26 protein-coding genes and 1 tRNA gene are annotated in these 24779 nt (G+C 64.5%); 11 read left to right on the forward strand and 16 right to left on the reverse strand.

From position 1 onward, the window contains the following. Positions 1 to 152 precede the first annotated feature (152 nt). From FDW84_RS16835 to FDW84_RS16845, 3 genes are all read left to right on the forward strand, one after another. Positions 153 to 698: a peptidylprolyl isomerase gene (locus FDW84_RS16835; RefSeq protein ID WP_138133524.1), complete on the forward strand. Its 546-nt coding sequence runs from the start codon at positions 153 to 155 to the stop codon at positions 696 to 698. 9 nt (positions 699 to 707) lie between these two features. After that, positions 708 to 1586 carry a rhomboid family intramembrane serine protease gene (locus FDW84_RS16840; protein ID WP_138610653.1) on the forward strand — a complete coding sequence of 293 codons (879 nt, stop codon included), beginning with the start codon at positions 708 to 710 and terminating at the stop codon, positions 1584 to 1586. 529 nt (positions 1587 to 2115) lie between these two features. Next, positions 2116 to 2583: a carboxymuconolactone decarboxylase family protein gene (locus tag FDW84_RS16845; RefSeq protein ID WP_138610654.1), complete on the forward strand. Its 468-nt coding sequence runs from the start codon at positions 2116 to 2118 to the stop codon at positions 2581 to 2583. 195 nt (positions 2584 to 2778) lie between these two features. Here FDW84_RS16845 and FDW84_RS16850 read toward each other — a convergent pair whose 3' ends face one another. Next, positions 2779 to 3417 carry a DNA-3-methyladenine glycosylase I gene (locus FDW84_RS16850; protein ID WP_138610655.1) on the reverse strand — a complete coding sequence of 213 codons (639 nt, stop codon included), beginning with the start codon at positions 3415 to 3417 and terminating at the stop codon, positions 2779 to 2781. Between the two features lie 51 nt (positions 3418 to 3468). After that, entirely contained in the window at positions 3469 to 3723 is a 255-nt protein-coding gene (locus FDW84_RS16855; protein ID WP_138610656.1) for a cell division protein CrgA, read from the reverse strand. Positions 3724 to 3898: 175 nt separating this feature from the next. On the opposite strand from FDW84_RS16855, the gene FDW84_RS16860 reads away from it, so the two are divergent. From FDW84_RS16860 to FDW84_RS16865, 3 genes are read left to right on the forward strand one after another with little or no spacing between them, the layout of a single operon-like run. After that, positions 3899 to 4687 carry a class E sortase gene (locus FDW84_RS16860; RefSeq protein ID WP_138610657.1) on the forward strand — a complete coding sequence of 263 codons (789 nt, stop codon included), beginning with the start codon at positions 3899 to 3901 and terminating at the stop codon, positions 4685 to 4687. A 2-nt stretch (positions 4688 to 4689) separates the two neighbouring features. Next, complete coding sequence (locus FDW84_RS19395; protein ID WP_171046822.1) at positions 4690 to 4860, forward strand: hypothetical protein; 171 nt, start codon at positions 4690 to 4692, stop codon at positions 4858 to 4860. Next, on the forward strand, positions 4857 to 5498 hold the full coding sequence (locus tag FDW84_RS16865; protein WP_138610658.1) for an anthranilate synthase component II: 642 nt from the start codon (positions 4857 to 4859) through the stop codon (positions 5496 to 5498). Before FDW84_RS19395 ends, FDW84_RS16865 begins: the two co-directional genes overlap by 4 nt. 21 nt (positions 5499 to 5519) lie before the next feature. Here the strand turns inward: FDW84_RS16865 and pknB are convergent, their stop codons facing one another. The 7 genes from pknB to FDW84_RS16900 are packed head-to-tail and all read right to left on the reverse strand — an operon-like array spanning position 5520 to position 15042. After that, positions 5520 to 7472, reverse strand: a complete 1953-nt coding sequence (pknB, locus tag FDW84_RS16870) for a Stk1 family PASTA domain-containing Ser/Thr kinase (protein ID WP_138610659.1) — start codon at positions 7470 to 7472, stop codon at positions 5520 to 5522. A gap of 15 nt (positions 7473 to 7487) precedes the next feature. Further along, positions 7488 to 9218: a serine/threonine-protein kinase gene (locus tag FDW84_RS16875; RefSeq protein ID WP_138610660.1), complete on the reverse strand. Its 1731-nt coding sequence runs from the start codon at positions 9216 to 9218 to the stop codon at positions 7488 to 7490. Beyond that, positions 9215 to 10675, reverse strand: coding sequence for a peptidoglycan D,D-transpeptidase FtsI family protein (locus FDW84_RS16880; protein ID WP_138610661.1), 1461 nt, complete (start codon positions 10673 to 10675; stop codon positions 9215 to 9217). The genes FDW84_RS16875 and FDW84_RS16880 overlap by 4 nt, the downstream gene beginning before the upstream one ends. Further along, on the reverse strand, positions 10672 to 12069 hold the full coding sequence (locus tag FDW84_RS16885; RefSeq protein WP_138610662.1) for an FtsW/RodA/SpoVE family cell cycle protein: 1398 nt from the start codon (positions 12067 to 12069) through the stop codon (positions 10672 to 10674). The genes FDW84_RS16880 and FDW84_RS16885 overlap by 4 nt, the downstream gene beginning before the upstream one ends. Then, a complete protein-coding gene (locus FDW84_RS16890) occupies positions 12066 to 13823 on the reverse strand; it encodes a PP2C family protein-serine/threonine phosphatase (protein WP_138610663.1) in 1758 nt (585 codons plus the stop codon). The genes FDW84_RS16885 and FDW84_RS16890 overlap by 4 nt, the downstream gene beginning before the upstream one ends. After that, positions 13820 to 14302 (reverse strand): FHA domain-containing protein FhaB/FipA, encoded by a 483-nt coding sequence (locus FDW84_RS16895; RefSeq protein WP_138610664.1) that lies wholly within the window; start codon positions 14300 to 14302, stop codon positions 13820 to 13822. Before FDW84_RS16895 ends, FDW84_RS16890 begins: the two co-directional genes overlap by 4 nt. Beyond that, positions 14299 to 15042 (reverse strand): FhaA domain-containing protein, encoded by a 744-nt coding sequence (locus FDW84_RS16900; protein WP_138610665.1) that lies wholly within the window; start codon positions 15040 to 15042, stop codon positions 14299 to 14301. The genes FDW84_RS16895 and FDW84_RS16900 overlap by 4 nt, the downstream gene beginning before the upstream one ends. A gap of 374 nt (positions 15043 to 15416) precedes the next feature. Here FDW84_RS16900 and FDW84_RS16905 point away from each other — a divergent pair. Continuing rightward, positions 15417 to 15499 (forward strand) — tRNA-Leu (locus FDW84_RS16905). Between the two features lie 148 nt (positions 15500 to 15647). Here the strand turns inward: FDW84_RS16905 and FDW84_RS16910 are convergent. The 3 genes from FDW84_RS16910 to FDW84_RS16920 form a co-directional block, all read right to left on the reverse strand. Beyond that, positions 15648 to 16346 carry a FadR/GntR family transcriptional regulator gene (locus tag FDW84_RS16910; protein WP_138610666.1) on the reverse strand — a complete coding sequence of 233 codons (699 nt, stop codon included), beginning with the start codon at positions 16344 to 16346 and terminating at the stop codon, positions 15648 to 15650. Positions 16347 to 16356: 10 nt separating this feature from the next. Further along, complete coding sequence (locus FDW84_RS16915) at positions 16357 to 17484, reverse strand: L-talarate/galactarate dehydratase (protein WP_138610667.1); 1128 nt, start codon at positions 17482 to 17484, stop codon at positions 16357 to 16359. 117 nt (positions 17485 to 17601) lie between these two features. Continuing rightward, positions 17602 to 18315, reverse strand: a complete 714-nt coding sequence (locus tag FDW84_RS16920) for a TetR/AcrR family transcriptional regulator (protein ID WP_138610668.1) — start codon at positions 18313 to 18315, stop codon at positions 17602 to 17604. 139 nt (positions 18316 to 18454) lie between these two features. Here FDW84_RS16920 and FDW84_RS16925 point away from each other — a divergent pair, with 139 nt between their 5' ends. Both FDW84_RS16925 and FDW84_RS16930 read left to right on the forward strand, forming a co-directional pair. Then, positions 18455 to 19846, forward strand: coding sequence for a flavin monoamine oxidase family protein (locus tag FDW84_RS16925; RefSeq protein WP_138610669.1), 1392 nt, complete (start codon positions 18455 to 18457; stop codon positions 19844 to 19846). Positions 19847 to 19957: 111 nt separating this feature from the next. Then, complete coding sequence (locus tag FDW84_RS16930; RefSeq protein ID WP_138610670.1) at positions 19958 to 20440, forward strand: pyridoxamine 5'-phosphate oxidase family protein; 483 nt, start codon at positions 19958 to 19960, stop codon at positions 20438 to 20440. A gap of 83 nt (positions 20441 to 20523) precedes the next feature. Here FDW84_RS16930 and FDW84_RS16935 read toward each other — a convergent pair whose 3' ends face one another. The 3 genes from FDW84_RS16935 to FDW84_RS16945 all read right to left on the reverse strand — a co-directional run bounded on the left by FDW84_RS16935 (position 20524) and on the right by FDW84_RS16945 (position 22802). Continuing rightward, complete coding sequence (locus tag FDW84_RS16935) at positions 20524 to 21126, reverse strand: DUF6919 domain-containing protein (protein ID WP_138610671.1); 603 nt, start codon at positions 21124 to 21126, stop codon at positions 20524 to 20526. Positions 21127 to 21193: 67 nt separating this feature from the next. Beyond that, positions 21194 to 21796, reverse strand: a complete 603-nt coding sequence (locus tag FDW84_RS16940; protein WP_138610672.1) for a hypothetical protein — start codon at positions 21794 to 21796, stop codon at positions 21194 to 21196. 100 nt (positions 21797 to 21896) lie between these two features. Continuing rightward, positions 21897 to 22802, reverse strand: coding sequence for a glycerophosphodiester phosphodiesterase (locus FDW84_RS16945; protein WP_205754756.1), 906 nt, complete (start codon positions 22800 to 22802; stop codon positions 21897 to 21899). 154 nt (positions 22803 to 22956) lie between these two features. Between FDW84_RS16945 and FDW84_RS16950 the strand changes: the two genes are divergently transcribed. Beyond that, positions 22957 to 23337: a VOC family protein gene (locus tag FDW84_RS16950; RefSeq protein WP_138610673.1), complete on the forward strand. Its 381-nt coding sequence runs from the start codon at positions 22957 to 22959 to the stop codon at positions 23335 to 23337. Between the two features lie 96 nt (positions 23338 to 23433). On the opposite strand, the gene FDW84_RS16955 is transcribed toward FDW84_RS16950, so the two are convergent. Beyond that, the gene (locus FDW84_RS16955; protein WP_138610674.1) at positions 23434 to 23835 is read right to left on the reverse strand and encodes a DUF5997 family protein; all 402 of its coding nucleotides are present in this window, start codon (positions 23833 to 23835) and stop codon (positions 23434 to 23436) included. On the opposite strand from FDW84_RS16955, the gene FDW84_RS16960 reads away from it, so the two are divergent. Next, the gene (locus FDW84_RS16960) at positions 23834 to 24634 is read left to right on the forward strand and encodes a LysR family substrate-binding domain-containing protein (protein ID WP_138610675.1); all 801 of its coding nucleotides are present in this window, start codon (positions 23834 to 23836) and stop codon (positions 24632 to 24634) included. The two genes, FDW84_RS16955 and FDW84_RS16960, sit on opposite strands and share 2 nt — an antisense overlap. Positions 24635 to 24779 lie beyond the last annotated feature (145 nt).

The raw sequence follows: 24779 nt of genomic DNA on the forward strand, positions 1-24779 counted from the left end.
CTACCTCCCAATTAATGTGACGGTTCTGTGGTTAGCCTACGTGGCTTGCTGTTCACCGGCTATTCTCTCTGCGGTTTTTAGGGGGATTTCACCGAGCGCGGAACTCCCGCCGCAGTCCTTTCTGCCTGTGGGCGCCGTGAAAGAATGGCGTTATGACTGCCATCGCAACTGCAAAAGCAACCATCCACACAAGCCTCGGCGACATTGTCGTCAACCTCTTTGGCAACCACGCGCCGAAGACTGTCAAAAACTTTGTTGGCCTTGCCACGGGCGAGCAGGCGTGGACCCACCCGGAAACGGGCGAGGACAAGACCGGCACCCCGCTGTACAACGGGACCATCTTCCACCGCATCATCAAGGACTTCATGATCCAGGCGGGCGATCCGCTGGGCCGCGGAACGGGGGGACCCGGCTACCGCTTCGACGACGAAATCCACCCGGAGCTGAGCTTCAACCAGCCCTACAAGCTGGCCATGGCCAACGCCGGCATCCAGATGGGCAAGGGAACCAACGGCTCCCAGTTCTTCATCACCACCATCCCCACGGACTGGCTCCAGGGCAAGCACACCATCTTCGGTGAAGTGGCTGACGAGGACTCCAAGAAGGTTGTCGACGCCATCGAGGGTGTCCGCACCGGCATGGGTGACCGCCCCGTTGAGGACGTCACCATCAACAGCATCGACATTGAACAGCTGTAACGCCCGTCCATGAGTTACGGAATTCCGTCGGCTGAGCCGTCCGCGCAGGTTCCGGTCTGCCCGCGGCACCCGGACCGGCCCTCCTATGTGCGCTGCCAGCGTTGTGGACGTCCCGCGTGCCCCGACTGCCAGCGGGCGGCCGCCGTCGGATTCCAATGCGTTGACTGCGTCAACGAAACAAAACGTTCGACGCCGGAAGTCCGGACGGTCTACGGCGGCGCCGTAGCCAGCGGCAAACCTGTGGTGACGTTTGGGATCATCGCCGCATGTTTGGTGGTATACGCGCTGCAATGGCTCATCCCAGGCCAGGCCGTGTACGAACAGTTTGCTTACAACAACATCTTTGCCACCCCGCAGTACGGCGTTTTCGAACCCTGGCGCATGCTCACCGCAGCCTTCCTGCACTCGCCGGATTCCCTGCTGCACATACTGCTGAACATGTACACGCTGTGGATTTTCGGCCAGGCCCTCGAGCCGCTCCTCGGCAGGGTCCGCTTTTTGGCGCTGTACCTGCTGTCCGCCATGGGCGGCTCTGTGGGCTACCTGCTGCTGAACCCCGTGCTGGTGCCCGGCCAGGGACTGGTGGGAGTGGTGGGTGCCTCCGGAGCGATCTTCGGGCTCTTTGGTGCCATGCTGCTGGTCCAGCGCCAACGCGGCGGCGAAACCCGGCAGCTATGGGTCCTGATAGCGATCAACGGGGTCATCGGCTTCCTGATTCCCCAAATTGCCTGGCAGGCCCACCTGGGCGGACTCATCACCGGCGGGCTGTGCGCAGCAGTCCTCGCCTACACCCCACGTGGCCCTCGCCAGGGGCTCCTGCAGGCCGCCGGCCTGCTGGCCGTGCTTGCGCTGCTGATCGCAGTGAGCTGGATACGGGTCTCGATCTAACTCCAGTTTGAGGGCTTCGGACCGGGCCCGCAGAGGGAGAGGGAAACACCGTTGTCCTTGGGACAGCGGTGTCTTTCTTTTTCCACAGCTCTTATCCACAGTGTTGGTAACTTACACGCCTGTAGTTCTTTTCCCCAGGGTCCAACAACCGCCAGATCCCGGCAAGTTTCCCCAGATCCGCCCGCTTTTCTCCACACCTGTGGATAAGTCTTGGGGATAGTCCTGTTCTTAAGTGGACAAACCATGGATAAAACGTGCCGTTGTGGATAACTGAGGGCTGCTGGGGCAGCAAAGCACATTCCGCCCGGCACCCTAAGGATCTTTCAACAGGGTTATGCACACTGTTAATAAAGAACAGGTGTGTAGTTTTCTGCGGGCCGGGAGCCTGCATCACAGCGTGCGCGCCGTTCCCGCCTTCCTGTACCCGGCCGCTTTCCACACCTGTGGATAAGTTGTGGGTATCCCCATGTTGGTAAGTGGATAAGCTTCAGGTGCCGAACCCTGTAATCGCGCCTTCCCAGGAGAGTCCATGACAGCTACTACCAAGCACATCTTCCTTGATAAGCAGCATCCAGCCCTGTGGAGGTCCCTCAACGGCTTGGGGCTCAAGGTCAAGGATGCGGCCAGGGACGCGGGCATTGACCGGAGGATGATGGAACTCCTTAACGTACGGATTTCCCAGTTGAACGGCTGCGCCTACTGCCTGGACCTGCACATGAAGGAAGCCCTCCAGGAGGGAGAGACCCAGCAACGGCTGGCTGTCCTGCCCGCGTGGCGTGACACTGCGCTGTTCACAGATAAAGAGCGTGCTGCCCTGGCCATGGCGGAGAGCATCACGGCATTGCCGGGCCACCTGTCCCAGGAGCAAGAGGAGGCTTACGCACGGCAACACCTGTCCGAGGAAGAGTTCTCAGTGGTCAGCTGGCTCGTCGTTACCATGAACGCCTTCAACCGCATTTCGATAACCAGCCACCACCCGGTCCGCCAACAACGTTAGATCGAAGCTCCGGCGGGATGCTTATCCACAGGTATTCCACATTGTTAATAACTGTATGCGGCGCGCAAATTCAGACTCCAGTGCCCGCGCCCCCGCGCTGGTGCTGCGCCCCAAACAGGTATCCGCAGCTTATCCACACTGTGGATAACTTTCCCAACAGCTGGGGAAAAGCGGATTGGCCTACCGGGCAGTAGCTCATGGCTGGCCCGTATCCGATGATGACTGGGCGGGGTCTTGCCAGATGCCGGAGGACCCCCTGCGGTGGCTTCCCAACAGATGGGTGTCCACCATGCCTATGGCTTCCATCAGGGCAAACATGCTGGTGGGGCCAACGAAGGAGAAACCCTTCTTCCTCAGGGCCTTGGACAGTGCAATGGATTCGACGGATTGCGTGGGGATATCCGCGTGGACCAGCGGCCGGGGGGTAGCAGCGGGCTGGAACTGCCACACAAAATCCACCAGCCCTCCCTCTGCACGAAGCGCGAGGGTGGCCCGGGCATTCTTGATGGTGGCCAGAATCTTAGCGCGGTTCCGCACAATGTCCGGGTCCTGCAGCAGCCGCGCCACGTCAGCGTCCGTGAACACCGCCACCGCCTCGGGGTCGAAGCCGGAGAACGCCTGGCGGAACGCAGGGCGTTTACGAAGGATTGTTGCCCAGGAGAGCCCAGCCTGGAAACCCTCCAGGCAAATGCGCTCGTAGAGCCCCTGCTCGTCCCTTACGGGGAGGCCCCACTCCTGGTCGTAGTAGTCCCGCATCAGGGCATCGAAGGCCGCCCACGCCGGACGGGCCAGGCCGTCCTCACCCAACAGGACACCTGCGGTGTCGGGAGCCATGGGATCTCTCCTTCGGGACGTACCTGCCGGGCAGTCCCGGCGGAAAATATGCTAGGAGCGCCAGCGGGTGGTCATCAGGAAGCCCACGATGGCGATCCCGAAACCGGCAACGATGTTCCACGATTCCCAGGCCTGCACCGGAAAGCGGCCCTCACTGATGTAGAACGTGATGATCCAAAAAAGGCCGATGAGCATCAAGCCGAACATCACCGGCTTGAACCATACAGGGTTGGGTTTGTACGTCTGGGAAGAAGAGGCCGGCTGTTCGGTGCTGGCAGTCTTCTTGCGCGGCTTTGACTCGGGCACTGGCTCTCCTTGGGCTGACTGAGGCAAGCTCGGCGTTCCGGGCTTGGTATCCTGCAAGAAGGAAATTACCAGCGGTCTGCGCGATCTTGGTCAAATCTTGATTCTTACTAGCAGCCAATTCTAGCCGCAGTTCAGGGGCCGCCGGTGCCCGTCCGAACCGCCCGGAGGAGAACGCGTGGTATTGCAGGAGAAGGCGACGCAAGCCGCTGCGCCGCCTGCCGCCGTCGTGATTTTACGCGGGACGGTCCAGGTGGTGGGCGAACTGCTCATCACGGCAGGCGCCATCCTCCTGCTCTTCGTCGCCTGGCAGTTGTGGTGGACCAACGTGGAGTCCGACGCCAGGCAGAGCGAGGTCATCAAGGAGTTCGCCCAGGACCTTGGTGCTGCTCCCCCGGCGGCGCCGGACACTTCCGGTCCGCCCGCCGGCGAAGAGGACTTCGGTGAGCCTGCTGTGGCGTCCGCCCCGGCCCATGCGGGCACCATCGGCATCATGTATATCCCGAGGTTCGGCGCGAACTACACCCGGCCCATCGTGCAGGGAACCACCAGTGACGTGCTGGACACCCTGGGACTGGGGCATTACAACACCACCGCCATGCCCGGAGCGGTAGGCAACTTTGCCGTCGCCGGACACCGCCAGACCCACGGTGCAGTCCTGGACAATATCCACACACTGGTCCCCGGCGACAAGATCTACGTCCAGACCAAGGACGGCTACTACGTCTACGTCTTCCGCAACAACCAGATCGTGATGCCCTCACGCACCGACGTGCTGGAGCCGGTGCCCACGCTCCCGGGCGTCGCTCCCACCGAAAGATTCCTGACCATGACAAGCTGCAACCCGCGCTTCGGGGCAGAAGAACGCATCATCGCGTACGCCGTGCTGGACAGCTGGCGCCCCGCCTCAGCCGGACCGCCGGCAGAGATTGCGGACCAGGTGGCCGCAGCGATCGGAAAGGCCTAAGCATGTACGGCTGGATCTTCCGCCACCTTCCCGGACCGCTTTGGCTCCGGATCATCACCTCATTGGTGCTCATTGCCGCCGCACTGGTATTGATGGTTCAGTTCCTTTTCCCCTGGATGTCCGAATACACCGAATTCACCGACTCAACGATTGGTTCAGCAAGCCAGCCATGACCACAAAAAAAATCCTCGTGGTGGATAACTACGACAGCTTCGTCTACACCCTCGTGGGGTACCTCCAGGAGCTCGGCGCCGAGACCACCGTTGTCCGCAACGATGACGTCACGCTCGCAGAAGCCATTGAACTGGCACGTACCCGGGACGGTGTGCTGATCTCACCCGGCCCCGGCAATCCCGCCGAAGCGGGCGTCTGCATTGAACTGATTAAATGGTGCGGCGAGAACAGCGTCCCCATGTTCGGCGTCTGCCTGGGACACCAGGCCCTTGCCGAAGCTTTCGGCGGGAAAGTAACGCACGCTCCCGAACTCATGCACGGCAAGACATCGCTGGTCCAGCACATCGGCACCAGCGTCTTTGCCGGGCTGCCCTCCCCCGTTAGCGCAACCCGCTATCACTCACTGGCAGCCGTCAGGGAAACCATCCCCGATGTCCTTGAGGTCACGGCAGAGACTGCCTCAGGCGTAGTGATGGGGCTGCAGCACCGGACAGCACCCCTGTGCGGCGTGCAGTTCCACCCCGAATCGGTGCTGACCGAGGGCGGCTACCAGATGCTGGGCAACTGGCTGGAGTCGCTGGGGATGAAAGGCGCGGCTGCCCGGGCGGCCAAACTGAGCCCACTCATCCAGCACTAAGCCGTACCGCGCCGGGCGCGGTCAGTCGTCGTCGTCCTTGGTCGGGGTCGGCTTGGGCGTCGGCGTCGGCGTCGGCGTGGGGCTTGGCGGCGGGGGCGGCGGGGCCTTGGCTACGACGATCGTGACGGTCTTGCCCTGTTCCACTGCGGCGTTGGCCGGATCACTCTGGTCTGTCACCCTGCCAGGCTCCACCTGCGGGTTTTCGGCCTCGGCGACAACCGGCACCAGTCCCAGCTCCTTCAGTGCTGCCTCTGCTTCTTCGCGGGTGCGCCCCCGCAGCTCGGGGAGGATGACCTTTCCGGTTGACACCACCAGTTCAACGGTGCTGTCCAAGGCCACCCTTTGTCCGGGGGCCGGGCTGGTGGTAATAACGATGCCTGCCGGGACCGTGGCGCTGTTGGCCATCGTGGTGGAGGGGGCTCCCACCAGGCCGCTTTGGCGCAGGATATCCCTGGCCGCGGCTTCGGTCTTGCCCGGCAGGTCCTGCGGGATCACGATGGCGCTTGGGCCCTCTGAAACGTTCAAGATTACCTCTGCCCCCGGGTCCAGGGAGGCACCGGAAGCAGGATCTGTTCCAATGGCAATTCCCTTGGGCACAGTCTCATGCTGGGATCGCACAATCCGGGGCTCAAGGTCGGCACCATACAGTTCCTGCAGCGCCGCCGACTCGGTCATGGCCGCCACCACCGGGACCTGGACTTTCGGCACCACGGGAGCGGGCCGGTTGATAATACTGATGAGCCACAGGGCGCCGCCGGCAAGGACCAGCAGCGTGAAGACCACCAGGGTGGCAATCCACGCACGACGTCGCGACTTCTGCCGTGCGCTCCGCTCACGTTCGGGAGGAAGGCCAAGAGGAAGGGCATCGGCAGCGGAATCATCGGAGTCGGGCGTAAAGGGCACAGCCGTCCGCTGGCCGGCGGCATGGGTTGCAGTCAGCCGGCCTGTGGGTGCGTCGTCCAGGAAAGCGGCTCCCGTGACGGCGAGGGCCTCGGTGGCCGGAGCCGAGGGTGCCGGGACATGGTCGTTGGGGTCGGTGGGCGCTTCGGAAGCCGGCACGGCGGGAACCGAAACCCCGGACCTTGCGGCGCGGAGCGCACGGCGGAAGGCAGCGGCATCCTGGAACCGGTCATCACGGTTCTTCTGCAGCGCCTTCGCCAGCACGCTGTCCAAGGCAGGGCCCACCTGAGGATTCAGGCTGCTGGCAGGCTCGGGGATTTCCCGGACATGCTGGTACGCGACGGAAACAGGGCTGTCGCCAATGAACGGCGGCCGGGATGTCAGCATTTCGTAGAGCAGGCAGGCAGCAGAGTAGAGGTCGCTGCGCGCGTCCACCGATTCGCCGCGGGCCTGCTCGGGCGAAAGGTACTGGGCCGTACCCACCACGGCCTGCGTCTGGGTCATGGTGGCAGAGGAATCGGCGATGGCACGGGCAATCCCGAAGTCCATCACCTTCACAGAGTTGGTGCCTTCGCAGTACATCACGTTGGCCGGCTTGATGTCCCGGTGGACTATCCCGGCCTTGTGGCTGTATTCGAGGGCGCTGAGTACGCCGAGGCAGTAGTCAATTGCCTGGTCGATGCTGACATCGCGGGCGCGGATGAGTTCGCGGATGGTTTTCCCTTCCACGAACTCCATCACGATGTAGGGCACCCGGACGTTCTCCTCCGAGCCGTCGTGGACCAGGTGCTCGCCGGTGTCGTAGATGGCAACGATGGAGGAATGGTTAAGGGCGGCCACTGCCTGGGCTTCCCGCTTAAACCTGGCTTGGAACTGGGGATCACGTGCCAGGTCCGGGCGCAGGAGCTTGATGGCCACCGTCCGCCCCAGCCGGGTGTCGGTTCCACGGTAGACGTCGGCCATGCCGCCGCGGCCGATCAGGCTGCCCAGCTCGTAGCGGCCGCTCAAGATGCGGCGGTTATCCACCGGGAGGCTGTCCTCCCGGTGGAGCGGTGTGCGCGGTGACTCATTCACTGGCTGTCCTGGCGGCTACGGCTTGCAGGTTGGCGGGGCACCCGGCAGCTCGCCGTCGGTGCAGTCGGGCAGGGGCGACTCCCGTGTCGGCGCTGCCACCGAGGAAGTGGTGGGCGAAGGGGCGGGAGCCGGAGCGGAACTGGTGGTGGGTACGGGCTCGGGAGCTACGGCATAGGTGATGACGACGGGTGAGCCAACTTCCACCAACCCTGAGCGGGACAGGCCAATGACTGTGTTCGGCGCCGAGTCGGCGTCCACCTGTGGCTGAACGCTGACATCGAGGTTAAGTGCGGAGAGCTGCGACTGAACTGTCCGGTAGTCCTTCCCCAGATAGGCCTCCGGAATGACGTTCACCGTTTGCGGAGCCGGGGCAGTTGTCGGCATCGGCGTATCCCGGGTGGGAGTGGGAGTGGGAGCCTGCGATGTCCGGGTGGGGGCGGCGCTGGTGGTCTGGGGGCTGCTCGTCGTGGCCGCACTGGTGGGGTCGTTGGACGGGAAAAGGATCCCCCGCTGGCTGAGGAAGAAACCCACCAGCGCGAACAGGAGCAGCAGGATCAGTGCGATCAGCGGCCAGGTCCATGGACTGCGCCCCTTGCGCTGCGGCTCATCGGCGGGCTCGTCGTCGTACGTCGTTTCATCCGGAACCCAACTGCGCTCGGCAGCGAGGGCATTGGCCCGGGCCAGGGCGCCTTGGGGGGCATCGCCGTCCGCCGCAGATGCCCCGGCAGCGGCTGCTGCTGCGCCGGCAGCCGCACCTGCCGCACCCGCACCGAGCACCGGCAGGGCTGAAGTTGGCGTGGGGGAAGTGTCCCGCTGGGCACCAATGACGCCGGTGGGTGCGGTGGTGGTGTCCACCGGAGCGGTGATGGGACCGGTATCAGCATCAAAGAGGAGCATGCCTGGGACTGCGGCGCGGGCGGCGCTGATGTCCCCGTTGCGGATGGCCTCGGCCGCCTCTGCCAGCTTGATGGCATTCTCGGGACGGTTCTTTGGGTCCTTGGCCAGCATCGACATCAGGAGTGCACGGACCGGGGCCGGAAGCGTTTCCGGAAGCGGTGGCGGGGCATCATTGACCTGAGCCAGGGCAATGGCGATCTGGGATTCCCCGGAGAAGGGGCGGTGGCCGGTGAGGCATTCGTAACCGATGACGCCGAGCGAGTAGATGTCCGAGGAGCCGGTGGCAGTCTGTCCGGTGGCCTGCTCCGGTGCCAGGTACTGCGCGGTGCCCATCACCTGCCCGGTCTGGGTGAGCGGCACCTGGTCGGCGAGGCGGGCGATGCCGAAATCGGTGACCTTGACCCGGCCGTCAGGAGTTATCAGGAGGTTGCCGGGCTTGACGTCCCGGTGCACCAGCCCCTGGGCGTGTGCAACCGCCAGTGCACGGGCGGTCTGCGCAATGATGGACAGGGTGCGGTCCGGCGACAGGACCCGCTCGTGCTCAATGATGCTGCTCAGCGGCTGGCCCGGGACCAGTTCCATGACGAGGTAGGCGGAGCCCTCCTCCTCGCCGTAATCGAAGACGTTGGCAATGCCCACATGGTTCAGCAGTGCGGTGTGGCGGGCCTCGGCACGGAAACGCTGAAGGAATCCCGGGTCACCGGTGTATTCCTCCTTCAACACCTTGATGGCGACGATGCGGCCCAGGACGAGGTCTTTCGCCTTCCAGACTTCCCCCATGCCACCAATCGCGATCCGCGTTGTCAGCTGGAACCTGCCGCCGAGGGTGATTCCGGTTGTAGGCCTCACTTATTCAACACCGCCTCAAAAATTCTCTTCGCGTTCGGACTGGTTAGCTGGGCTCCGGTGGTGATGTCCACGCCCTCCATGACGATCGTGACACCCACCTGCGGGTTGTTCGCGGGGGCAAAGCCGGTGAACCAGGAGTTGTTGCTGCCGTTGCCGAGCTCCGCAGTTCCTGTCTTGCCCGCCACCTGGACACCGGGAACGGCCGCCCGGTTGGCGATGCCTTCGCTGACCGCGCTGACCATCCACTCCGTGATCTGGTTGGCGATCTCCGGCGTGGTGGAGGTGCGCAGCTGCTCCGGCTGCGGTTCGTCAATGATTCGCAGGTCCGGGGAGCGCAGGGCCTTGATCAGGTTCGGCCTCATCTGCACGCCGTCATTGGCGATCGCGGCGGTCATCAGCGCGACCTGCAGCGGGGTGGCCCGGACGTCCCTTTGGCCGATTGCCGACTGCGCCAGGCCCGGAGCATCAAGGTCATCCGGGAAGCTGTTTTCCTGGGCGTAGCCGAGCTTGAGCTGGTCTCCCATGTCCTCGCCGAACCCGAACTTTGCAGCTTGTTCCGCAATGGCGTCCCTGCCCAGGTCCAACGCAATGCTCGCAAACGGTGTATTGCAGGACTGCTGCAGCGCGAACGCGAATCCGGCCGTGTCCCGGGTATAGCAATTGCCGCCGGCATAGTTGGGCAGCGTGTACTGGATGCCCGGGAACGGCATCTCTGCCGGGTTGGGAAGAACGCTGTCCTTGTTGTACTTCCCTGATGCGAGGGCCGCGGCTGTGTCCACCAGTTTGTAGACGGACCCGGGAGCCAGGAGTTCGCCCGTGGGACCGCTGACGTTTTGGTTCAAGTTGATGCCGGGGACCTTGAGCAGTTCATTGATGTTGGCGGTCTCGGCGGTGGGGTCCTGGGTGGCGATCCGGTTGGGATCGTAGGACGGCTTCGAAACCATGGCCAGGATCGCCCCGGTCTTGGGGTTGGTGACCACGATGGACCCGCGCTGTCCATCCGGGATCAGGCTGTAGGCGAGCTGCTGGATTTCGGGGTCGATGGTGAGCTCCACCGACGCGCCCTTCGGCTGGTTCCCCAGGAAAAGCTGGCCCACCCGGTCCAGGAACAACTGGTCCGAGTTGCCAGTCAGTACCTCGCCCATGGACTGCTCCAGGCCGGTGGCGCCGAAGTTTTGCGAGAAGTACCCGGTGATTCCGGCGTAGAGTTCGGGCTGCGGATAGGTCCGCTGGAACTTGCAGGTTTCGGAGTTGCCCTCCACTGACTCAGCTACCGGCGAACCGCCCACGATGATTGCCCCGCGGTCGTTGCAGTAGTTCTGCAGGATGGCACGCTGGTTCCACGGATTCGCTTTAAGCTCATCCGCCCCCACCACCTGCACATAGCTGATGGCGCCGAAAATCAGGGCGAACATGGCGATGGCTGCCACCCATGAGTGCCGTATCGCCTGGTTCACGATTGCTTCACCGCCTCAGTTGGAGTATCTATGCCCATGGATTCCGCAGCCTCACCGGGCCTCAGCGGGGTGGTATCCACCGGCCCCCGCGCTGTATGCGAAATCATCAGCAGCAGGCCCACGATGATCCAGTTGGCCAGCAGGGACGAACCGCCGGCGGCCAGGAAGGGCGTGGTCAGGCCGGTCAACGGGATAAGGCGGGTGACGCCGCCGATGACTACGAAGCACTGCAGCGCCACGGCGAAGGACAACCCGCAGGCCAGGAGCTTGCCGAAGGCATCCCGGGTGCCGAGGGCGGCGCGGAAGCCGCGGGTGAAGAGCAGCAGATACATCATGACGACGGCGAAGAGGCCCACCAGGCCGAGTTCCTCGCCGAGGGAGGCGATAATCATGTCGCTGTTGGCAAACGGCACCAGGTCCGGGCGGCCCTGTCCCAGGCCCGTTCCCACCAGTCCGCCGTTGGCCATGCCGAAGAGTCCTTGGACAATCTGGCCGCTGCCGCCGGGCGAACGGTCATAAACCTCGGGTGTGAAGGCGTTCAGCCAGCCGTCGATGCGGAGCTGCACGTGGGAGAACACGCGGGACGCCGCAAAGCCCCCGCCAAGGATCAGGGCAAGGCCGATCACCACCCAGCTGATGCGGCTGGTGGCCACGTAGATCATCACAATGAACAGGCCGAAGAACAGTACCGACGAGCCAAGGTCGCGCTGGAAGATGAGCACGCCAATGCTGACCAGCCAGGCGGTGATCATCGGCCCCATGTCCTTGAACCGCGGGAACTGCAGGGGCCCGATCTTGCGGCCGGCAAGCAGGATAAGGTCGCGGTTTGAGGAGAGATAGCCGGCAAAGAATATAGCCAAGGTGATTTTGGCGACTTCACCGGGCTGGAAGGTCATGGGTCCGAGCCGGATCCACACGCGGGCGCCGAGGATCTCGCCCGCGCTGATCCCGGGGATCAGGGGGAGGATGAGCAGCAAGGCGCTGGCCGCCAGCGAAATGAACGTGAACCGGCGCAGGATGCGGTGGTCCTTGAGGAACCAGATGACCGCGATGGCCACAGCCATGGCAATCAGTGTCCACCGGAGCTGGTTGTTGCCCGTGTCGGCACCCGGGGCGTCGAGGCGGTGGATCATGGCGAGCCCGAGACCGTTCAGTGCCACGACCAGCGGAAGTATTACTGGGTCGGCATATTTTGCGCGGAAGCGGAGGACCCCGTGGAACACCAGGGCCGCCACGGCCAGCAGGCTGGACTGGAACCAGAAATCCGAGTCGAATGCCTTTTCCTGGTCGACCCCCACCAGCATGTTCGCGCCGATGCCGACCGCCAGGGCCAGCAGGAGCAGCGCGAGTTCAACGTTGCGCCGGGGTTTGGGGGTGGTGCTGAGTTGGCTCATCGGACCGCCTCACAGGTGACGGTGGGACTGGGTGACGGGGAGGGGCCTGCCGGAGCTGCAGAGGCATCCGGCGAGGGCGCCGGAGCAGCGGACTCCGTCGGCGCAGGTGTGGGCGCAGGGGTGGAAGCACCAGGGGACGGCGACGGCGTCGCACACTCCTCCTCCGGGGAGGTGGTCCCGGTCAGTTCGAGGTTTTTCACGATCCGCTGGGCGTCGTAGAGATCGTTGGCGGGGACAGTCTGGCGGACCCGCTGCTGTGAGAACGGCGGCAGGGAATCCATTCGGATGTCCGTGACGGCTTCGAGGCTGGAGAGTTGGATCGGCCCAAGGCGCTGGGAGACGCCGTTGTAGATGGCAACACGGGAATCGAACTCGCCGACGTAGTAGCGGGTCTGGGTCCACGCGTAGCCCAGCCCCAGGCCAACGGCCAGCACCACCAGAACTGCTGCCGCAATGGACCAGGTTACCCAGCGGCGCGGCTTGAGCGGCACCAAGGTCTCCTCGGTCTCGGCGCCCGGCTGTTCGGCCTTGTGGGTCAGGAGCGTCGCGGCCCTTCTCGCAACCGTGCGGCCGGCGACGGTGGGAATGGAACCGGATGCTGCTGCCGCTGCTGCAGCTCCCACCAGTTCATGCGGCCGGGAGGCCAGTTCCTCGCGCAGGACTTCCGCGGAAAGGTGCTCCCCCAGGTGGGGATCGGTGGATCCCGGGTCGACTGGGCCGGAGTCCGCGTTCTCCTTCGGCCCGTTGCCCTGAGAAGCAGCATCCTGTAAATTACCGCCGCCGGAAGCCCCGTCCCTGGCAGTACTGTCCTTGGATGAGGAGCTGGAGCCTGTTGCGTCTTTGGCCCGGGCATTTCGGACCGCGGCCTCCAGCGTCGAAGCTTCCTTTTGCGACATGCTTTTTGCTGTCTCGGCGGCAGCGGCTGAGGCGGCGCCTGTGGAAGGAATGAGGTCTACGGCAGCCGTACTGACGTCGTCGGGCGTTTCCTCCACGATGTCAACCATCACAACGGTGACGTTGTCCGGGGAACCCGCTTCCAAGGTGAGGTCCACCAGTGTTTCGACGCACTCGCGGAGGTCCTTGGTCTCCTTGACCGTACGTTCCACGGCATGGCCCGCAACGTAGTTGAGCCCGTCGGAGCACAGGAGCCAGCGGTCTCCGGGCCGGACGTCGAGGGTGTCGAGGTCCAGCTCAGGGCTGGCGTCAACGTCCCCAAGCACGCGCATCAGGACGTTCTTGTGCGGGTGGCTTTCCGCTTCCTCGGGCTTAAGCCGGCCCTCATCGATCAGCCGCTGCACAAAGGTGTGGTCCACGCTAACCTGTTCGAACTCGCCGTCACGCAGCCGGTAGGCCCGGGAATCGCCGATGTGGGCGAAGTGCAGCTTTCCCTCGGCCAGCAGGAGCGCCGTGACCGTGGTGCCCATGCCCGCCAGCTTTGGGTTCTGGTGCACGAGTTCGGAGAGCAGGGAATTTGCGGTCTGGATTTCGTCGGCCAGGACTGTGGCAGCGTCGCCGTCATAGTCGCCGCGGTCCAGGTGAATCATGTCCAGGACAGTGGCGGCGGAGGCAACGTCGCCGCCGGCGTGGCCGCCCATGCCGTCCGCAACGATGGCCAGGTGCCGGCCGGCATAGGCGGAATCGTCGTTCTTGGAGCGGATCCGGCCTACGTCCGAGCGCGCGGCGAAGCGCATGATGAGGGGCCGCTGCGCGGGCCGGGGCCCGTTGGCGGGGTCTTGCGGAAGGGCCACGGTCATGGCCTCAATTCGATGACCGTCTTGCCGATTCTCACGGGTACCCCTGGCTCAACCGGCAGGGCACGGGTAAGTTGCTGGTCCCCCAAGTAGGTCCCGTTCGTGGAACCAAGGTCCTCAATGAACCAGCGGCTGCCCTGGGGAAACAACCTGGCGTGGCGGCCGGAGGCGTAGTCGTCCTCCAGAACCAGGGTTGCTTCCTGGGCGCGTCCGAGGAGGATCGGGCTGGCAGCCAGCGGAAGGGAGGTTCCCTTGAGCGGGCCCTCGATGACGACGAGTTGGCGGGCCTGCTGCTTCACCGGCTGCGGCGCGGCCTCGGCAAGTCCGGGGTTCCTGCGGACCTCGCGCTGGGAAGGAGCACCGGAGGCGGCTTTGCGTCCCACCATGAGGTCCCGGCGCATGGCCGAGACGATGCTGAAGATCAGCACCCAGAGGAGCAGGAGGAAGCCGAACCTGAGGGCCGTGATGGTCAAGTCACTCATGTGCGACCACCAGGATTGGCGGGCAGAAGGCGGAAAATGATTTTTGTCCGTCCCATCGTGATGGTGGAGCCGTCAGTCAGTTCAGTGCTCCCTGACACCTTCTGGCCGTTGACGTAGCTGCCGTTGGTGGAGCCCATGTCCACGGCGCTGGTCACGCCGTTGGCCGTACGAATTTCCAGGTGGCGGCGTGATACGCCGGTGTCTTCAACATGAATATCGGCGTCAGAGGACCTGCCAAGGACGATGGACGGGGCGTTGAGGGAGTAGCGCTGCCCGTCGATGTCCAGCACCGGCTGGAGCCTGACCGGCTGCCGGTTGGGCGCGGCCGGTACGTTGGGACGCGGTGCCCGGGCAGCTGCTGCGCCGCCGGATTTTTCCGTGGAAGACACTATTTCAAAGTCGCCGGGCCGAAGGTCCGAGTCCCTGCGGAAGGAGATCCGCACTGAACCCTGCAGGGTATAGCCCTGGCTGCGGACGTGGTTGATGACCACATCGCAGAGTTCTTCGGCCAGCGGCGTGCCCCAGTCCTGGGCTCGCTTGAAGTCGTCATCGCTGAGCTGGACGTCAAAAACGTTCGGCGCCAAGGTCCTGCCGGCTGTGACCGTCAGGGATTTGTGGTCCACTTCCCGGCGCAGCCTGCTGGCAATTTCCACAGGTTCAACCTGCGCACGCGAGCCGGTGGAGAAGACGCCCCGGACAGCCTTTTCAATGCCGCGTTCAACTTTGTCCAGCAGACCCATGGTTCTTCTCCTTTCCCCCCGGCTGCGGTGCAGTTTCAGTTCAGGAGCCGCACGTGACGTGCAGCTCACAAGTCAGCGTTGTGCCCGCCTTCAGCAGTCACTCCTACATCAGATACTACTGGGCAGGCCTGTGAATGACCTTAATCGGCAACGCGCGGGCACTTGCAAAAGTTCGGTTTACGGTGCCGGCGCGCCCTTCTTCCGTGGCAGCCTGGTGCAGAAACCGGCGACTGGCCCGTGAAGCCTTCCTGCCCTTCCCGGGGAGCAGGAGATGCCCAATTGGTGTTTTCCCCGCAGTGTCCGTTATGCTTGATCTCGCTGCTTTTACAAGGCTTCGGGTCCGGGAAACCGGGCCGACTTGTGGAAGAAGTTGCGCGCGAGTGGCGGAACGGCAGACGCGCTGGCTTCAGGTGCCAGTGTCCGAAAGGGCGTGGGGGTTCAAATCCCCCCTCGCGCACGCAGATGAAAGAGCCCCGGTCTTAGGACCGGGGCTCTTTTCGTTGTTCATCGCCCGAATGCCCCGGCTTGTTCGCGGATCCTGGTCTTCAAGGTCCGGATTTGCGAATAAAGCCCTGGGTCCGGTTGGTGGCCGGGACGCGCCGGGGCTACGGGCGTGCGGAAGCCTTGAACCGTCGTCGGGAATTCGACAGGTGGCTGCGCATAGCGGCCGCCGCGGCAGCCTCGTCCCCGTCCGCGATCGCATCCGAGATGGACCGGTGCTCCTGCACCACCTGATCGAAGTGGTCCCGGGCGTAATGCTCGACGCCGGTCATCAGCCGGGTGCGCGGCATTGCGATCATCGTTTGGCCCAGCGCGGCGAGGCAATCGGAGTAGTAGGGGTTACCGGAGGCAGCGGCGACGGCGCGGTGGAACTCGAAGTCCGACTTCATGGCGTGCGCCGGATGGCCGGCACTGGCAGTGAACTCTTCGAGGGCAGCGGTCACCGCGCGCAGTTGACGCTCCGTGTGGTTCCGGGCGGCAAGGGCGGCGGCTTCCGTTTCCACGCCCATCCGGAACTCCAGCAGGTGGAGCCGGTCCTCCATGGTTGCCACGGGACGGGCCCCGGGGGCTGGCCGGGGTCCGTCTGAGGGCGGGGTGAGGGCGAAGCTGCCCCTTCCCCGTTCAGTTTCGACAAGTCCCTCGGCCTGGAGCCTCGTCAGCGCCGCGCGCACGACTGTCCGGCTGACACCGAAGTCGCTGATGAGCGTGTTTTCGCTCGGCAGCTTTTCGCCCGGCTGGATAACCCCGTCCACGATGCGGTTGCGAAGGTCTGCGGCGAGGTCCGCGGTGAGGTTCCGGCTCATGGCAACAAGGTTACTTGCCGAACTCCACGGAGTCGGTGGTCCAGGCGCGCGCCTGGTCGCTGAGGGTGACGCCGAGGCCCGGGCGGTCGGGAACGATCATGCGGCCGTCCTTGGTCTCGAGGCGTTCGTTGAACAGCGGGTCGAGCCAGTCGAAGTGCTCCACCCAGGGCTCGCGCGGGTAGGCGGCGGCAAGGTGCAGGTGGATCTCCATGGCGAAGTGCGGGGCCAGGCCAAGTCCCCGCTCGTCCGCGAGGGCGGACAGGTGGAGGAATTGCGTAATGCCGCCCACCCGGGGGGCGTCCGGCTGGATGATGTCGCATCCGTTGGCGTTAATAAGCCCCTTGTGCTCGGCCACGGACGCGAGCATCTCGCCTGTGGCGATGGGGGTGTCCAGGACCTGTGCCAGGTGGGCGTGGCCCTCGAAATCGTAGGCGTCCAGGGGTTCCTCAATCCAGATGAGGTTGAACTCCTCCAGCTGGCGGCCCATGCGCAGTGCCGTGGCACGGTCCCACTGCTGGTTGGCGTCAACCATCAGCGGAACATCCCAGCCGATGTGTTCACGGATGCCCGCCACGCGGCGGAGGTCCTCCTTGCTGTCCGGCAGGCCGACCTTGATCTTGATGCCGCCGATGCCCTCTTCAAGGGACTGGGTGGCGCGTGCCTTCACCTCGTCCAAGGTGGCGTTGAGGAAGCCGCCGGAAGTGTTGTAGGTCTGGACAGAGTCGCGGTACGAGCCCAGGAACTTGGCCAGGGGCAGGCCGGCGCGCTTAGCCTTGAGGTCGTAGAGCGCGATGTCGATGGCGGCGAGTGCCTGCGTGGCGACGCCGGAGCGGCCCACGGAGGCGCCGGCCCACAGGAGCTTGGTGTAAATCCTGGCGATGTCGTTGGGGTCCTCGCCGATGATGCCTTCGGCCACTTCCTTTGCGTGCGCGTACTGCGCGGGTCCGCCGGCCCGCTTGGAGTAGCTGAAGCCGACGCCGGTGTGGCCCAGTTCCGTGGTGATTTCGGCGAAGAGGAAGACAACCTCGGTCATGGGTTTCTGCCGGCCGGTGAAGACTTTTGCGTCGCTGATGGGAACTGCGAGGGGGAGGCGGGCGGTAGACAGTTTGACGTGCCGGATCAGGTCGACGGGGCTCATGAATTCTCCTAGAGGCGGGACTGGGCTCCTTCGCCCACCTCCTTAGGATACAAGTTGTAGACTTGTATTACAAGACCTGATCGCGATCCCGGGGGCTGGGTCTGCTGCACTTGGCTGTCAGCCCCGCAATGCAGCCAGGCCCGAGATCAGCAGCTCAAGCCCCAGCTTGAAGGCGGTATCGGCAGGCCGGCCCCGCTCGCCGCCGGCACTGGCCCCGCCGGCAGCACTGGCGGAACTGCGGACGGCCGCGGTGAAGTGCGGGGTGGACTCAGCCAGGGAGCCGGACTCGAAGATGTCCTCCGGCGCCGTGACGTCGTACGCTGACCCGAAAATGAAGGACTCGAGCGCCACAATGGCGGGCACCACCTGCTCCTGCGGGAACCCTGCCTCGATGAAGCCCTTGCTCACGGTTTCGTACATGGCCAGGGTCTGGGGTGCGTCAGTGACAGGCAGCACTGCGATCACCGGAATCAACGGGGTGTGCTCGGCGAACACATTCCGGTAGCTCCAGGCCCAAGTCCGTACGGCGTCCTCCCAAGCTGCAGCGCCGAAGCCTGAAACGTCCACCAGTGACGTGAGGTGGTCTTCCAGGAGCAGTAGGACGTCACCCTTGGCCGCTACATGGTTGTAGAGGGCGGACGGCGCAACTTCAAGCTGTTTCGCCAGCGCGGCCATGGTCAGGCCGTCATAGCCCTTCCGGCTGATGAGCTCCAGGGCGGCCGCGGTGATTCCGGCCTTATCCAGCACCGCGGCGGACGGGCGGCCGGCCCGCCGTCGCCGGACCCCCACGTCTCCGGTGGAGCGTCCCTGAGCGGCTGATACTGCCGGCATTCCTGCCCTTTCTGTTGTGGTCTCCTGCATTATTCCATCCGGCACTTCCGGTCCCCGGTGCAAGCGGCTATAGTTCTAGTAAATGAATGGCATTCATTTAGTGCTTCCGGTTGCCTGGCCGGGAGGCAGAGAGGACATCATGCTGAACCTGAACCGCGACGTCGTGGTCGTCGGAGCCGGCCCCTCCGGACTGACGGCAGCCCGCGAACTGAAGAAGGCCGGACTTACTGTTGCCGTGCTTGAGGCGCGTGAGCGCGTCGGCGGCCGCACCTGGACCGGGACCGTAGACGGCGCAATGCTGGAAATCGGTGGCCAATGGGTCTCGCCGGACCAAACCGTCCTTCTTGAACTCCTCGACGAACTCGGCCTGGAAACTTACCCTCGCTATCGGCAGGGCGAGTCCGTGTACCTCGGCGCGGACGGCATCCCCGTCCGGTACACCGGCGACACCTTCCCGGTGGACCCCTCCACCGCCGTCGAAATGGACCGCCTGGTGTCCCTGCTGGACGGACTCTCCGCAGAAATCGGCGCCACCGAACCCTGGGCGCACCCGAAGGCCCGCGAGCTGGACACCATCTCGTTCCACCACTGGCTGCGGCAAAATTCGGCTAATGAAGAAGCCTGCAGGAACATCGGCCTGTTCATCGCCGGGGGCATGCTCACCAAGCCGGCCCACGCGTTCTCCGCCCTGCAGGCAGTCCTGATGGCAGCTTCCGCCGGTTCCTTTACCCACCTGACGGACGAGGACTTCATCCTGGACCGGCGTGTTGTGGGCGGCATGCAGCAGGTGTCCCAGCTGCTGGCGCAGGAGCTGGGCGACGACGTCGTCCTCGCTACCCCGGTGCGCACCGTCACGTGGGAGCCGGACACCCAGGGCGGCCATCGGGTCACGGTCCAGTCGGACCGCGCCACCGTCAATGCCCGGTTCGTCATCATGGCCGTGCCGCCCAACCTTTACTCCCGCGTCTCGTTCAACCCGCCCCTGCCGCGCCGCCAGCACCAGATGCACCAGCACCAGTCCCTTGGCCTGGTCATCAAGGTGCACGCGGTCTACAGCAAGCCGTTCTGGCGGGAAGCAGGACTCTCGGGCACCTGCTTCGGCGCCGACGCCCTGGTGCAGGAGGTCTACGACAACACCAACCACGGCGACACCCGGGGCACCCTGGTGGGCTTCGTTTCCGATGAAAGGGCCGACGCCGTCTTCGAGTTGAGTGCCGAAGAGCGTAAGAAGGCCATCCTGGCGTCCATCGCCGGCTACCTCGGTGACGCCGCCCTGACGCCGGAGGTTTACTACGAATCCGACTGGGGCTCGGAGGAATGGACCCGCGGCGCGTACGCGGCCAGCTACGACCTGGGCGGCCTGCACCGTTACGGCAAGGACCAGCACGCTCCCGTTGGTCCTATCTATTGGTCCTCCTCCGACCTTGCGGCAGAGGGTTACCAGCATGTGGATGGCGCCATCCGGATGGGCCGGCAAACGGCCGCCCGCATCGCCGAAGTGGCAAGGGTGGCTGTTCCTGCCGGCGCCTGAGCGCCCCGGGCAGCCGGGGTCGGGGCGACCCGCCCGCTGGTAAATAAGCATGCTTACTAATAGGCTGGCGGAATGGGGAGCGTCCCCGACTGCAGACGAAAGAGGTGAGGCATGTCTGACGCCCAGAGCATCAGCAAGGTTACGGAAATCATCAACGATTCCAAGATCGGAATGTTGACCACCATCAACGAAGAAGGTGCCCTCGTCAGCCGTCCGCTGGCCGTCCAGGAAGTCAAGGACGACGGCGACATGTGGTTCTTCACCGGCCTTGGCACATCTCAGGTAGCGCATGTCCGGGTTGACCCGCGCGTGAACGTCGCCTTTGGCAAGAACACCGAGTGGGTGTCCGTGGCGGGAACTGCGGCAGTGGTAACCGACCGGGCCAAGATTCGCGAGTTATGGAACCAGGCCGTTGAAGCTTGGTTCCCGAACGGACCGGACACTCCTGAGGTGTGTCTGCTGCGCATCGACTCGGATTCGGCAGAGTACTGGACCAGCCCCGGCGGGACCGCAGCGACTGTCCTCCAATGGGTGAAGTCCAAGGTCACCAACAGCCGGATGAGCGTCGGGGAAAGCAGCACGGTGGAGCTTTAAAGCCACTCGAAACAAGGCCGGGGCAGCCTGCGGGCTGCACCCGGCCTTCATCGCGTTTGCGGTCGCGGGGTTCAGTGGCTGTCCTAAGCCTGCCTGGTCAGTGACCCGAGGACCGCAGGCAGCAGGACATCATTGCGGCCCCATACCGGGTCCAGGACTTCCACGTACCAGGAGTCGGCCAGCAGCAGCGCCAGGGAATCGTTGGTTTCCTCCGCCCAGTCCCGGATTTGGTCTTCAGTCACCGGATTCTCACTGGAGCCCAGCACCGTGGTGACCTCCGTACCGGCCAGCGTGACCGGAATGGCGGCGCTGCTCGACTCGCCGGGGGCATGGGCTATCGTCACCAACTCGCTGCGGGTGGAGAGCGCCAGCAGTTCTCCGGCCACGGCCGCGCTGCAGAAGCCTGTAACGTACTGCCGCTGTGCCGCAGTCTCCGACTTCAGGCCCGGCTGCGATTCCTTGGTGAACAGCCCGTTCCGGTTCAGCTCCGCCAGCTCCTCCGCGATAAGGGAGGTTTCCTCGTCAAAGCCGGGAGCCAAGTGTCCTGGTTGGTAGGAGCTTCCGCCCTCCAGCCAGCGGGCGGTGAGCTCGCCCGCCGCTTCCAGGGTGGTGGCCTGCCGCCACACCCCGCGGTCCTCCAGCAGCCGGCCGAACTGGTCACGATCGCGTATTTCGTCTGGCTTCATCTTCGGATGCTATCCCCGGCATCACCGCCTGCTCCAGCGCCGCCGACACACCCCTTAACGTCTGGCGCTAGGCCTGCTCCGCCGGAAGCCCAGCCGCCCTCTCAGCGGCAGCGAGGCTGGCACCCAGGCTGCTGACGGCGTCGGGATAGCCTTGGTGGGCGGCCGAGCGCAGGGCCTCCGCATGGCGCATGGCTTTAATGAGGGCGGACGTTTCCGGCGTGCGCACGTCGGTCAAGGCCGGAAAATCGATGTTGCACGCCGGGTCCAGTTCGTAGCGGCGCCATCGCGCGATCAGCTCGTCATGCTGCGCCTGCGCCGCCAGGTGTGCGGTTTCAAGCGCATGGTTTTCTCTTTTGGCGCTGCGCTTTGCCAGGTACTTTGGTGTTCCGCGGTAGGCAGCGATACCGGTCGCCACCCCCGCCCCTCCGAGGAACAGGCCTGTCCATGGCGAGAGCAGGGTGGGAATCAGCAGGGCGGGGACAGCAACAGCTGCGCCCAGGAACAAATCCCAGAACAGCTGGTCCGAGCGCTCAGCCTGGCTGTCGTTACCGGCAAGGGCACGGCGCTGGACCACAAAGACCGTCGCGCCAACGCTGGCAACCAGCACGGGGGCGCAGAGAATAAGGGCCCAAGCCCCCTGCAGCATTCCCTCGAAAAGTGCTCCGCCCATGGCCGCCACCTGACCTCCAGCGCATGCCCGGGCCTCGGAATCCCGGGCTGGTCATTCCATTGCACCGTGTTCAAGAGACAGGGTCAACGGTTGGGGAAGGTCAGCCTGAACAGTCCTGCGGAATCCGGTGCAGCCTGTCCAATGGAGGCGCTCCACCGTTCATGTCCAGCCCGTCAAAGTCCGGGCCTGCCATCGAGTCCAGCCATCCACGCGCCCGGCCCGGATCATCGGCGGTTCCGCCGCATGCTCCAAGCCGTGTTGCCCGGCAAAGATCCTCAAAAACCGCAAGTGGCCAGGCATGGACGTCGATGCCCCTGCAGCGGAGGCGTTCGACCTCCCGTCGGGTAAGGTTCCGGAACCCTGAATAGAGCGTGGTGGCGCCCGCACGCGCCAGCAACGCAGACAATTCCTCCTGCCGCCGGATGCCGGCAGGATATTCTCCAACAATCAGGCCCCTCGGAACGTCAGGCAGGTGCTGCTGCAGCCGTGCCAGGGCCTCCGGCAGGAAGCTGCTGAACCTGAGGCTGGGCAGTGTGGCGGTGCGGCTGCTGAGCAGGCGGGCTACGGCAGTAACGGCAGCAGGATCCTTGATCTCGATCTGCAACGGGACGTCCGCGATATCAAGCGCTTCAGCGAGCGTGAGAACGTGATGGCCCGACGTGAGCGTCACCGTCCGGACCTGCGCCAGGGACAGTTGCGCTACGGGAACGTCCATAAGAGGACCATTTCCTGCCGCCACGCGGCGAAGCGTTGCATCGTGCAGGACTATGGGAACGCCGTCGGCCGTAATCCGGACGTCCAACTCAATCTCGTCGGCGCCACCGGCGGCGGCAAGCTTGAAGGAAAGGCCGGAGTTTTCGGGGGCCAAAGCCATGGCCCCCCGGTGGGCGGTAATGAGGAACCGGCGGGGCAGGAAACCACTGGTGGTGCTGCCGATGGAACCGGCCGCGGGTCCCGGAAGAACAGCGTGCTCCTGCGGGGCGGGAAGAACATGGATGCTGGTCACGTCCCGAAACTAAGGCGGCAAAGCCAACATGGGGTCCGCGCTGCATTAACCGGAAGACAACTCCGGCCAAAGTCCTTCCGGATGGGAGCACCTCCAGGGTGGAGGTTTGGTGGCCACCTTTCCGGTGTCAGCGCCTCCGCGTATCTTGGGGACCATGCGAATCAAAATGTGCAGTATCCATGTCAAGGACCCTGCAGCCGCCCATCAGTTCTACACCCAGACGCTGGGCTTCGACACACTGATGGCCATGCCCGAGCACAACCTCTTCATTATCAAGGACCCGGGAGCGGACGGGGGTTCCGTGGGCCTGCTGCTGGAACCCAGCGACAACCCGATCGGCGCCACGTACATGAATGCCGTGCACGACGCCGGCCTCCCGGCCATTGTTTTCGGCGTTCCGGATGTGCGGGCCGAATACGAGCGGCTGGTGAAGGCGGGGGTAAGCTTCAAGAGCGAGCCTGCGGAAGATCCTTCCGGGATCAGCGCGGTGTTCGACGACGGCTGCGGGAACTACATCCAGCTGCACCAGGACTGAGGCGCAGCCACCGCGGCCCAAAAAAAGCTTGTTCGCAGTGCCGGCCCATTGAGGTTCGGATCTTCGAACAGGCTCCTGAGTCGCCGGGCGGAGCCCTTATTTTGCGGCGCCGGCTTTCTTGGCAGCCTTCTTGGCCGCCTCCTCCTTGACGCGCTGGGCTTCGGCCCTGACGGCGGCATGCGTGGCCCGTTCGGTGACCAGCCACTGCGGCGGAGCCTGGAGCAGCGCGGTGATTTCCGCCGTCGTCAGGGGTTCCTCGACACCACCGCGGGACAGGCCGCTGATGGAGATGTTCAGCTTCTGGGCCACTACCGGACGGGGGTGCGGGCCGTTGCGGCGGAGTTCAGCGAGCCATTCCGGCGGGTTGGCCTGGAGCTCCGCAAACTCGGCGCGGGTGATGGTCGAATCCTGGAACTCCTGCGGTGTGGCGGGCAGGTAGATGCCAAGTTTCTTGGCAACGGTGGCCGGCTTCATGGACTGGGAGTTAGCAGAGCTCATGCTTCAAGGGTATCCGGGCGGACGGTACTGTGAAGACGTGCCCTCCTCCAATACCTCCCCGCCTGACGCAGATCCGGCTGATCCTGCCGGTCCTGTTGAGCAGGACGCCCCGCGCGAGCTCCGTATCGCCTATGTCGCCGGGGTGACGCCAGGCAAGTGGATCCGCCGCTGGGAAGAGCGCATGCCGCACGTTCAGCTGCGTTCCTTCATGCACGACGGCGGCCCCCAGGTCGAGGCGGTCCGCGCCGGTTCGGCGGATATGGCCTTTGTCCGCCTTCCCATTGAGCGCGAGGGCCTGAGCGTTATCCCGCTGTACGAGGAGCAGCCCGTCGTGGTCGCCCCCAAGGGGCATGAGGTCTCGGTCTTTGAGGAAGTGGCGCTTGCCGATCTGGAGCAGGAATCCTTCATGGATGTTACAGCGCTGGGAGGACCGGAAGCTGCCCTGCAGGTGGTCGCCTCCGGTGCCGGGCTGGTGATCCTGCCCATGTCCGTGGCCCGGCACTTCAACGTCAAGGACACCGTGGCCAGACGGCTCAGCGGCGCACCGGGAACTGAAATCGCCCTGGTATGGCCAATAGAGTCAACGGACGAGGTCCTCGAAGAATTCATTGGCATCGTCCGCGGACGAACAGCTCAGAGTTCCCGACAGCCCTCCGCCCAGCCGGCCAAGGTCAAGAAGGAGCCCAAGCCGGACCGCCGGGCCACTGGCGCGAAAAAAGCACCGAAAGTAGCCCAGCGGTATGCGCCCAATCCGGACAAGGGGCGGGGCAAGGGATCACGAAAAAAGGGCAAGCGCTAGGACCGGAACGAAGGGCTCCTTATTAAACGCCGGAAGAGCCGGCTCCGATATGGAGCCGGCTCTTCCTTGCCTGGAGCTTCTGCCTACGTGTTTTGGACGTTGGTTTTGGCGTCGGTGGCGCGGTCTTTGACGTCGGTGGCGGCGC

The organism is Pseudarthrobacter sp. NamE5 (assembly GCF_005796225.1).
Taxonomy (GTDB): domain Bacteria; phylum Actinomycetota; class Actinomycetes; order Actinomycetales; family Micrococcaceae; genus Arthrobacter.

Excerpts from the sequence above, each read along its gene's own strand:
- FDW84_RS16940 (WP_138610672.1), bottom strand. The coding sequence starts at position 21,796 with ATGGGCGGAGCACTTTTCGAGGGAATGCTGCAGGGGGCTTGGGCCCTT.
- FDW84_RS16915 (WP_138610667.1), bottom strand. The coding sequence starts at position 17,484 with ATGAGCCCCGTCGACCTGATCCGGCACGTCAAACTGTCTACCGCCCGC.
- FDW84_RS16850 (WP_138610655.1), bottom strand. The coding sequence starts at position 3,417 with ATGGCTCCCGACACCGCAGGTGTCCTGTTGGGTGAGGACGGCCTGGCC.
- FDW84_RS16910 (WP_138610666.1), bottom strand. The coding sequence starts at position 16,346 with ATGAGCCGGAACCTCACCGCGGACCTCGCCGCAGACCTTCGCAACCGC.
- FDW84_RS16840 (WP_138610653.1), top strand. The coding sequence starts at position 708 with ATGAGTTACGGAATTCCGTCGGCTGAGCCGTCCGCGCAGGTTCCGGTC.
- FDW84_RS16930 (WP_138610670.1), top strand. The coding sequence starts at position 19,958 with ATGTCTGACGCCCAGAGCATCAGCAAGGTTACGGAAATCATCAACGAT.
- FDW84_RS16895 (WP_138610664.1), bottom strand. The coding sequence starts at position 14,302 with ATGAGTGACTTGACCATCACGGCCCTCAGGTTCGGCTTCCTCCTGCTC.
- FDW84_RS16935 (WP_138610671.1), bottom strand. The coding sequence starts at position 21,126 with ATGAAGCCAGACGAAATACGCGATCGTGACCAGTTCGGCCGGCTGCTG.
- FDW84_RS16890 (WP_138610663.1), bottom strand. The coding sequence starts at position 13,823 with ATGACCGTGGCCCTTCCGCAAGACCCCGCCAACGGGCCCCGGCCCGCG.
- FDW84_RS16835 (WP_138133524.1), top strand. The coding sequence starts at position 153 with ATGACTGCCATCGCAACTGCAAAAGCAACCATCCACACAAGCCTCGGC.
- FDW84_RS16900 (WP_138610665.1), bottom strand. The coding sequence starts at position 15,042 with ATGGGTCTGCTGGACAAAGTTGAACGCGGCATTGAAAAGGCTGTCCGG.
- FDW84_RS19395 (WP_171046822.1), top strand. The coding sequence starts at position 4,690 with ATGTACGGCTGGATCTTCCGCCACCTTCCCGGACCGCTTTGGCTCCGG.
- FDW84_RS16960 (WP_138610675.1), top strand. The coding sequence starts at position 23,834 with ATGCTTCAAGGGTATCCGGGCGGACGGTACTGTGAAGACGTGCCCTCC.
- FDW84_RS16865 (WP_138610658.1), top strand. The coding sequence starts at position 4,857 with ATGACCACAAAAAAAATCCTCGTGGTGGATAACTACGACAGCTTCGTC.
- FDW84_RS16950 (WP_138610673.1), top strand. The coding sequence starts at position 22,957 with ATGCGAATCAAAATGTGCAGTATCCATGTCAAGGACCCTGCAGCCGCC.
- FDW84_RS16925 (WP_138610669.1), top strand. The coding sequence starts at position 18,455 with ATGCTGAACCTGAACCGCGACGTCGTGGTCGTCGGAGCCGGCCCCTCC.
- FDW84_RS16885 (WP_138610662.1), bottom strand. The coding sequence starts at position 12,069 with ATGAGCCAACTCAGCACCACCCCCAAACCCCGGCGCAACGTTGAACTC.
- FDW84_RS16955 (WP_138610674.1), bottom strand. The coding sequence starts at position 23,835 with ATGAGCTCTGCTAACTCCCAGTCCATGAAGCCGGCCACCGTTGCCAAG.
- FDW84_RS16920 (WP_138610668.1), bottom strand. The coding sequence starts at position 18,315 with ATGCCGGCAGTATCAGCCGCTCAGGGACGCTCCACCGGAGACGTGGGG.
- FDW84_RS16845 (WP_138610654.1), top strand. The coding sequence starts at position 2,116 with ATGACAGCTACTACCAAGCACATCTTCCTTGATAAGCAGCATCCAGCC.